The organism is Paenirhodobacter sp. (assembly GCF_041916475.1).
Taxonomy (GTDB): domain Bacteria; phylum Pseudomonadota; class Alphaproteobacteria; order Rhodobacterales; family Rhodobacteraceae; genus Rhodobacter.
On record NZ_JAYRZN010000070.1, the window covers coordinates 1 to 9,270 of the forward strand.

The window sequence follows — 9,270 nt, forward strand, 5'->3', positions numbered from 1 at the left end:
TCGGCGGCAGGACACCCGACGAGGTCTATGCTACGGCGGAAATGACGGAGCGACTGGCGGCATAGAAACCAACCCGATCCACCTTAGCCAAGCCGCCAAACTGTCTCACCAGGCGGGTCCACCTCTAACCGTCGTGACCAGCCGGAATCGGCGGATCGCTGGCCGCCGGGCGGTTCCTCCCGGGCCGATCCGTATGTGGGGACGCGCAGCGCATAAGCCCGCCAGCGTCAGGGGGCGGAAATGACTAAACTCGACAGCCATGAGACCAAGACCGCCTTCGCCACCCGCGTCGGGCTGACCAAGGGCCGCATCTCGCAACTGGTGGCCGAGGGGCTGCCGGTGCGCGCGGACGGGCGGATCGACGTGGCGGTGGGGCTCGCCTGGATCGAGGACAACCTCGACCCGGCCCGGCGCAACCGGGGCGGTGCCGGCAGCCCGACCCGCGCCACGACCACGCTCGCAGAGGCCAAGCGACTGCATGAGATCGTGAAGGTCCAGCGCGCCAAGCTGGCGTTCGAGCGCGAACAGGGCCAGCTGGTCGAGACCGCCGCCGCCACCAGGACCGTGTTCGCGCGCGCCCGTGCCGAACGCGACGCGCACATGGCATGGGTGCAGCGCACGGCGCCCCTGCTGGCGGCCGAGCTTGGCGCAGATCCCCGCGTCACCTTCGCCGCGCTCGACCGGATGATGCGCGAGCATCTCGAACACCTGGCCGACCTGCCGCTGGGGAGCTTTGGCGATGGTTCCTGACATCGACCTCGCCTGGCGGCGCGGCATCCGCCCCGAACCGCCGATCCCGGTCTCGGCCTGGGCCGACCGGCACCGCATCCTGCCGCCCACCTCGGCCGAGCCCGGCCGCTGGCGCACCGACCGCACGCCCTACCTGCGTGAGGTGATGGATGCGCTGTCCACCGCCAGCCCCTACGAGCGCGTCGTGCTGATGAAGGGCGCGCAGACCGGCGGGTCGGAGGCCGGGCTGAACTGGCTGGGCTACATCATTCAGAACGCGCCCGGCATCGCCATGCTGGTCATGCCTTCGCTCGACATGGTGCGGCGGAACACGACCGTCCGCATCGACCCTTTGATCGAGGCGACGCCCGCCCTGCGCGAACTGGTCGCCGCGCCCCGCTCCCGCGACGCAGGCAACAGCCTGTTCCGCAAGTCCTTCCCCGGCGGCCAGCTGGTGATGACCGGCGCGAACAGCGCCGTCGGCCTCCGCTCCACTCCGGTCCGCTACCTGTTCCTGGACGAGGTGGACGGCTATCCCGGCGACGCCGATGGCGAGGGCGATCCCGTCGATCTGGCGATCCAGCGCACCGCCACCTTCCGGGGCCGGCGCAAGATCTACATGGTCTCCACGCCCACGCTGAAGGGTCATTCCCGCATCGAGGCCGCCTTCGAGCACAGCGACCGGCGCTTCTACCACGTCCCCTGCCTGCACTGCGGCGACATGGCCTCGATCACATGGGCGCGCATCCGCTGGCCCGAGGGGCGGCGCGACCAGGCGCATCTGGTCTGCGAGGCCTGCGGGGGCGTCCACCATGAGCACGAGAAGCCCCGCCTGCTGGCCGCGGGCGAGTGGCGCGCGACCGCCGAGGGCGACGGCCGCACCGCGGGCTTCCATCTCTCGGCCCTCTATTCCCCGTGGGAGACATGGGCCGAGATCGCGGCCGAGCACGGCCGCGTTCGCAAGGACCCGCCCCGGCTGCAGGTCTGGGTCAACACCAAGCTGGGCGAGTCCTGGGAGGACCAGGCGGGCGACACCGTTCCGGCCGACCCGCTCATGGCGCGGCGCGAGGACTGGGGCGAGGCGCTGCCCGCCTCGGTGGCCGTGCTGACCGCGGGCGTCGACGTGCAGGGCGACCGGATCGAGGTGCAGATCCTCGGCTGGGGTCGCGACGAGGAGGCGTGGGTGATCGACTACCGCGTGCTCTGGGGCGATCCGTCAGGGCCACGCCTCTGGGCCGATCTCGACATGGTGCTGCAGGCGACGTTCCCTCATGCCGCGGGGCTTGACCTGCCGGTGCGCGCCACAGCCATCGACACCGGCGGCCACCACACCAAGATGGCCTACGAGTTCTGCCGCACCCGCCTCGCCCGCCGTATCTGGGCGATCAAGGGCCGCGGCGGGCCGGGCATCCCGGTCTGGCCGCGCCGCCCGACGCGGACGAACAAGGGCAAGATCCCGCTCTTCATCGTCGGCGTGGACGCGGTGAAAGACGCCGTCTACGCCCGCCTCCGCCTGACCGAACCCGGCCCCGGCGCGATCCACTTCCCCCGCCGCCTCGACGCCGATTACTTCCGCCAGCTGACCGCCGAGCGCGTCGTCACCCGGTTCGAGCGGGGCCGCCCCATCCGCTCCTGGCAACCCAAGCGCGACGGCGAGCGCAACGAAGCCCTCGACACCTTCGTCTACGCCCACGCCGCCCTACACGGACTGATCAGCATGGGGCTCAGGCTGAACGAAGAGGTGGAGGGGGTGGGTCCTGCGCACACGCAAACGGATGCGGCGGCTGCGGGAGTGATCCGGTCGGCGTGGATGCGCTAGAAATGAACCTGGCCGCGGCACGAGAACCATACATCGCCCTTCACATTGCACCCCAGATAGTGTTGTTTCTAGGCAGCCAAACCAAAAATATAGACACTCCATGAACCGCCACATGAACACGCCCGCCGATAACGTTGAAGTGCCGAATCCCTTTCGGCAGGTGCGCGAGCGTTTGAACTTGACTGAAAAGGAGTTGGCGGAACGCCTGGGGACTTCCTTCTACGCCGTTGTTCGATGGGAGCGCGGAGACTCAGCCCCGCCTGAAGATATCATCGACGCCCTCGACAACTTGATTGCGGCGAAGGGCACAGCAAAATCGCTGCGAGAAGCACCTCGGTCACCTCAAGTGAGGTTCGCGTCAACTGGCGCACGGAAAAAGACTGCGCCGTTACCGCTCTTTGATGAGGAGAAAACAAAGTTTCTTGACGAAGCAAGAAACGACGTCCTTGCAGATGTATTCGATGGCGTGTTCTGGGGTGATGGGGAGATTGCATTGAGCAGCTTGCTGGCTGCACACGAAGACCCAGCGGAAACGACCGACTCGGCTGTTGAGAAGGAAATCTCTGCAGGGAAGAACACCTATACCTATGATGCGCACACCTACCACACGAAGGTTCCACCGCAGGGCATCGCAAGCGTGATTTCGAGCTACCTGCCATCAGGCGGCTTGGTCTTGGATCCATTCGCTGGTAGCGGCATGACTGGGGTGGCCGCAAGATATGTTGGGTGCGATGTAATCCTGAACGAGCTCTCCCCCGCTGCCTCATTCATTTCCTATAATTTCTGCAGGACTATGGATGTCGGCAGTTTTCACACCGCCATTGCCACGATTCTGGACCGGCTCGCACCGCTTCGGCGAACACTGTATCAAACGCAGTGTCGCGAATGCGGCATAGATGTCGAAGCGCAGTTCTTTGTCTGGTCATACATACTTGAGTGCAACCACTGCCACGAAGACTTCGTCCTATGGGACCATTGCCGAAAATACGGAAAGACGGTTCGCGAGCACAAACTTCTGAAGAAGTTCCCATGCCCGCATTGCGGCGAAGAAGTCAACAAATCCTATCTGAAACGAAAGCAGCAAGTACCGGTGTTTCTCGGCTACAAATGCTGCTCAAAGAAGATCGTTGAGCATCCCCTCAATGAAGAGGATCTGGGACGTATAAATCAAATCCAGTCGATGCTGACTGAATGGGAAGGCACATATCCGAACCTCCCACTTCCGGACGGCGTAAATCTAGGCCAACCAAAGCGACATGGACTAGACAGCATAGACAAATTCTACACGGCTCGAAATCTCATCGCAAACGCCGCCATCTGGAAAGAAATTCGGAAGATAGAGGACTCCGATACCGCGATGGCTGCCGCCTTCGCTTTCACGTCTCTCTACCAGAGAGTGACGAGAATGTCAGAATATCGTTTTTGGGGTGGAAGCGGAAATACCGCCAACTTCAATGTGCCCCAGATCTCAAACGAGGCGAATGTCTTTATTACCTTTGAGCGAAAGGCAAAAAGCATCTCTGACCACTTTGTGACAACAGCAAGTGCGTATTCTGGAAAAGCCAGTGTTGTAACCGGCTCCGCAACGGACATGTCATTTCTTCCAGATAACAGCGTTGACCTGATCTTCACAGATCCGCCTTTCGGAGCCAACATAAATTATAGCGAGATGAACATTCTTTGGGAGAGCTGGCTTGGAAAGTTCACCAATGCGGCACACGAAGCGATCGTAAATAAGAGCCAGAAAAAGGACATCGACGACTATCGCGAACTCATGCGAAAGGCGCTTAGTGAAGCATACCGCGTGCTGCGAGACGGTCACTGGATGATCCTCGTCTTCATGAACTCGTCTGAAAAGGTGTGGGATGCTTTGCGAGCCGCAGTGGTCGACGCCGGATTCGCGATTGAAAAGGTCAGCGTATTCGACAAGCAGCATGGCACTTTTAAGCAGTTCGTGAGTGAGAATACCGCTGGCTCAGACCTCATGCTTCACTGCAGAAAGAGCAACGCTCCAACGCGCGTGCAAACCGCCTCACGCGAGCCACTTGATGTCGGGACCTTCATCCAGGGCCACAGTGGAAACATACCGGTGCTTCCGTTCCTACACGTCAAACGCGATGCCGAGATCGATTATCGCCTATTGTATAGCCGATACTTGGCTGATGCGATAAAAGCCGAACAGGGTGTTGTCAGCTTTTCGAGCTTTCGAGAGCAAGCCGCGGAAATTCTGGGCTAAGCAAAGATCACTCGCGCCCTTTTCTCCAGTTCTCCAGAAGCTGCGCGATTACGTCCTCGGAGCTTGTATCGGGGAACAATTTTTCAATGGCGTCTGCATCCTCGCGCCGTACGAAAAGTGGAAGGACATCAGCCTTCTCTGGGCGGAAGATATGTGCCCCGTTGGCTACGTCCGGAACATCGAAATATGGCTGAAGCTTCGCGCCATTTCGCGGCAGCGTACAGGAGAATCTTTTCTTGCCAGTTGCCTTCTCAAATATGTGAAGATTTCGCGTTGCCTTACCGCGATGATTTCCATCATGCCATCGTGCTTGAAAATCTTCGACACGTGGCTTCTCCAGGCGCTCCTCGAAGTACAGAAACTCGCTATGATCAGGGGCCCAAAGCAGTATTCCCCACCGAACATCCACACTCCCCGTCTTCGAGGTGGCGCGCACTCGATCCTCGAACTCTGAGATTGCCGCGCCCCATTGGTTAAAGACCTTGGCCATAGCGTCTTCGGCGGGTTCATTCTCGCTGAAGTCAATCGTGCGGGTGGCGGCAGGGTGCATTAAGGACTTCCCCATGCAGCCTGAAGGATCAGCCTTCGAAAGGAGTTTGAACTCCACCCCGACCCCGTCGTGGAGATAGTCCCTGAACGGAAGGTTGCTCCAGCCCATCTCGGGTACGCCCTTAACCCGGCAGTAGAGGCTCGTCCAATCGCCTTCTTCCAGTTTTCGACCCTGAAGCGACCTAACTAGCTTGTTGACCTCGGCGGTCGCCATAAGAACTTCGTCTGCGTCAAATGCCTGAATGTACTCTGCCATGATTCCTCGGCGCACGTTTTGTTCCCGAGCTTCGCTAGCAATTTCCTTTCGCCGCGTATAGAGCGCCTCTGTCGGTGAACGGCCTGGTTATGGGCCCGGCAGGTTTGTTGCCGCCTCTCTTCCCAAACATTCCCAATAGCTTGAGGGTCCGTTTCGGGCGATTCTGCCGCCCATGCGGACCTTGCTCCATCGCCTTCTCGGCCTCGCTCGGGCTCGCGGCTTCGACGCTGCGGGTGGCGGGCGGCGTTGGGAGGGGGCGCGAACGGTCGACGGGCTGAACGCGGCGATCCTGGCGGGCGCGACCACGGCGGCGCGGCGGGCCGGCTGGTATGCGCGGAACAACCCCTGGGTCGCGGCGGCGGTGGACAGCCTGGTCGGCAATGTCGTCGGCGCCGGTATAAAGCCGCAATCCACCCATCCGGACCGCGCGGTGCGCGAGCGGCTGCAGGTGCTCTGGCTGCGCTGGACCGATCACGCCGCCCCGGACGGGCTCGCGGATTTCTACGGGCTGCAGGCCATGGCCGTGCGCGCGATGGTCGAGAGCGGCGAGAGCTTCGCGAGGCTCCGCGTGGCGAGCGACGCCGCCAGCATCCCCCTCCACCTCGAGCTTCTGGATCGCGAGCAGGTTCCGATGGACCTGCACCGCGAGATCGGCGGCGGGGCGCGGATCCGCGCGGGCATCGAGTTCGATGCCGCCGGTCGCCGGGTCGCCTACCGGGTCTTGTCCTCCCGCCCGGGCGATCCGCTGGGGTCTCTCCGCATGGACCCCATCCGCGTCCTCGCCGCCGATTGCCTGCACCTGTTCAAGCCGCTCGCGGCGGGGCAGCTGCGCGGGATCACCTGGCTCGCGCCGGTGCTGCTGCGGCTGCACGAACTCGACCAGTTCGAGGACGCGGCCCTCGTGAAGGCCAAGGTCGCGGCGCTGTTCACCGGCTTCATCACCGATCCCGACGGCACCGCGGGCGGCCTCTCGGGCACGAACACCAATGGCGCGCTGACCGTGGGCATGGAGCCCGGCAGCCTGATCCCGCTGCCGCCCGGCACCGACATCCGGTTTTCCAATCCGACCGAGCACGATGCCTACGCACCCTTCGTGAAGAACCACCTGCGCGCCGTCGCGGCGGGACTGGGCCTGCCCTACGAGCTGGTCTCTGGCGACCTGGAGGGCGTCACCTATTCCTCGATCCGGGCAGGGCTGATCGAGTTCCGCCGCCGGGTCGAGCAATTGCAGCACAACGTGGTCGTGCACCTGTTCTGCCGTCCGGTCTGGGAGCGGTTCGTGCGGCTGGCGGTGCTGACCGGCGATCTGCCCGCGCGGGACTTCGACCGGAACCCGGACGCCTACCTCGGGTGCGAATGGCTTCCGCCAAAGTTCGACTACGTCGATCCGATGAAGGACGTGCAGGCCGAGATCATGGCGATCGGCGCGGGGCTCAAGAGCCGGTCCCAGGCGATCTCCGAGCGCGGCTACGACGCCGAACAGGTGGACGCCGAGATAACTGCCGACCGCGAGCGCGCGGAGGGGCTGGGGCTGAGCTTCGGCCAGACCGAGGCGCCGCAGCAGAAGGAGACCGCCGATGTCTGACACCGAGACAACCTCGGCATGGACGCACTCAAACGTCGGGAACGACAACGTTTCCCTTCTGACCCGGCGTGCCAGCTTGAAGCCGCAGACGGTCAACGTTGAAGAACGCAACGTTGAAGTTGTCTGGTCCACCGGTGCGCCCGTGCGCCGCCGCGACATGGCAGGCCACTACATCGAACGGCTCAGCCTCGCGCCCGAGGCGGTGGACTTGTCGCGGCTGGAAGGCGCAAGCGTCCTCGACGCGCATCGCCAGACCGCTGTGCGCGACGTGCTCGGCTCCGTCCGCAGCGCCGCCGTCGACGGCAAGCGCGGCACGGCGCTCATCCAGTTCTCCGCGCGGCCCGAGGTGGAGCCGGTCTGGCAGGACGTGCTGGCGGGCATCCTGCGCCACGTCTCGGTCGGCTACTCCGTCGAGGAGTGGGCCGAGACCACTGAGAACGGCGCGCGCGTGCTGACCGCCGTGCGCTGGACACCCCACGAGATTTCCCTGGTGCCGACGCCCGCCGACCCCGGCGCCCACATTCGCATGGAGACAGAGATGACCGACACGACCACCCGAGAGGCCGCCGACACAGCGCCGACCACCGAGACCCGCGCCGCAGCGAATGCCGAGATCCGCTCCATCGCCCGGATCGCCGGGCTGGACCAGTCCTGGATCGATGGCCAGATCGACGGCGGCGCCGATCCCGACACCGCCCGCCGCGCGGCCTTCGAGGCGCTGGCCAAGCGCAGCGCGCCCACGATCCGCACCGAACAGGTCCGGGTCGAGATGGGCGACAGCCAGGACGACCCCGCCCTGCGCGCCCGGCAGATGGGCGAAGCCCTCTACGCCCGGATCAATCCACGGCATGATCTGAGCGAGCCCGCCCGGCGCTACGCCTATTCCACGCCCGTGGACATGGCGAAGGAACTGCTGACGCTGCGTGGCGAGTCCACCATGGCGCTCTCGCCCGCGAGCATCGTGACCCGTGCGCTGCACACCACCTCGGATTTCCCGATCATCCTCGGGGACACCGTGGGCCGCGTGCTGCGCGACGCCTACCAGGCCGCACCCTCGGGCATCCGCCGCCTCGGCCGCCAGACTACGGCGCGGGACTTCCGCGCGGTGAACAAGATCATGCTGGGCGAGGCGCCGCTGCTGGAGAAGCTCAACGAGCACGGCGAAATCAAGGCCGGCACGATGGCCGAGGCGCGCGAAGCCTACAAGGTCGAGACCTGGGCGCGGAAGATCGGCATCACCCGGCAGGTGCTGGTGAACGACGACCTCGGCGCCTTTGCCGACCTCGCGCGCCGCATGGGCCAGGCCGCCGCCGAGACCGAGGCGCGGATTCTCGTGACCCTCCTCGAGACGGGCAGCGGCAACGGACCGACGATGTCGGACGGCAAGACCCTGTTCCACGCCGATCACGGCAACAAGGCCGGTACCGGCGCGGCAATCTCCGACGCGACCCTCTCGGCGGCCAGGCTGGCGCTGCGCACGCAGAAGGGCATCGAGGACCGCACGATCCGCGTGACGCCCCGCAACCTGCTGGTCCCGCCCGCGCTGGAGACCACCGCCGAGAAGTGGCTGGCGAGCATCGCGCCCGCCACGGCTGCCGACGTGAACCCCTTCTCGGGATCGCTGTCGCTGGTGGTGGAACCGCGCCTGTCCTCGGCCACGCGCTGGTATGTCACCGCCGAACCCGGCGAGATCGACGGTCTGGAGTTCGCTTACCTCTCGGGGGCGGAAGGCCCGCAGGTCGAGAGCCGCTCGGGCTGGGACGTGGACGGCGTGGAGATACGGGTGATCCTCGATTTCGGAGCGGGCTTCATCGACCATCGGGGCTGGTTCATGAATGCAGGCGCGTGATGGCCGACCTCACCCAGCTCACCGCCTGGCGGGACGCCCTGATGGCCGCGCGCTACCGGGGCGTCCGCACCGTCGAATACGACGGCAAGCGCATCACCTACGCGAGCGACGGCGAGATGGCCGTATGCGCCGTCTCCAGCCCATTGATATCGTGGGTTTCCTGCGAGCTGCGTAGGAGCGAGCCTCTTTGTGGTTTTCTGCAAGGGGGCGATGGTGGCGGATGGTGGCGACGGGTTCGTTGGTCGTG

7 protein-coding genes are annotated in these 9,270 nt (G+C 64.5%); 6 read left to right on the forward strand and 1 reads right to left on the reverse strand.

Annotated features, from left to right (window positions below; translation table 11 throughout):
- Positions 1-240: 240 nt before the first annotated feature.
- From ACOMG5_RS17215 to ACOMG5_RS17225, 3 genes are all read left to right on the forward strand, one after another.
- Positions 241-750 carry a hypothetical protein gene (locus ACOMG5_RS17215; RefSeq protein WP_420345018.1) on the forward strand — a complete coding sequence of 170 codons (510 nt, stop codon included), beginning with the start codon at positions 241-243 and terminating at the stop codon, positions 748-750.
- A complete protein-coding gene (locus tag ACOMG5_RS17220; protein ID WP_420345019.1) occupies positions 740-2,548 on the forward strand; it encodes a phage terminase large subunit family protein in 1,809 nt (602 codons plus the stop codon). Before ACOMG5_RS17215 ends, ACOMG5_RS17220 begins: the two co-directional genes overlap by 11 nt.
- A gap of 100 nt (positions 2,549-2,648) precedes the next feature.
- On the forward strand, positions 2,649-4,784 hold the full coding sequence (locus tag ACOMG5_RS17225; protein WP_420345020.1) for a DNA methyltransferase: 2,136 nt from the start codon (positions 2,649-2,651) through the stop codon (positions 4,782-4,784).
- Positions 4,785-4,791: 7 nt separating this feature from the next.
- Here ACOMG5_RS17225 and ACOMG5_RS17230 read toward each other — a convergent pair whose 3' ends face one another.
- On the reverse strand, positions 4,792-5,589 hold the full coding sequence (locus tag ACOMG5_RS17230) for a hypothetical protein (protein WP_107893596.1): 798 nt from the start codon (positions 5,587-5,589) through the stop codon (positions 4,792-4,794).
- A gap of 172 nt (positions 5,590-5,761) precedes the next feature.
- On the opposite strand from ACOMG5_RS17230, the gene ACOMG5_RS17235 reads away from it, so the two are divergent.
- From ACOMG5_RS17235 to ACOMG5_RS17245, 3 genes are all read left to right on the forward strand, one after another.
- The gene (locus ACOMG5_RS17235; RefSeq protein WP_420345021.1) at positions 5,762-7,174 is read left to right on the forward strand and encodes a phage portal protein; all 1,413 of its coding nucleotides are present in this window, start codon (positions 5,762-5,764) and stop codon (positions 7,172-7,174) included.
- Positions 7,167-9,023, forward strand: a complete 1,857-nt coding sequence (locus ACOMG5_RS17240) for a prohead protease/major capsid protein fusion protein (RefSeq protein WP_420345022.1) — start codon at positions 7,167-7,169, stop codon at positions 9,021-9,023. The genes ACOMG5_RS17235 and ACOMG5_RS17240 overlap by 8 nt, the downstream gene beginning before the upstream one ends.
- A partial coding sequence (locus tag ACOMG5_RS17245; protein WP_420345023.1) for a phage head-tail joining protein occupies positions 9,023-9,270 on the forward strand: 248 nt, incomplete at its 3' end. The genes ACOMG5_RS17240 and ACOMG5_RS17245, both read left to right, overlap by 1 nt.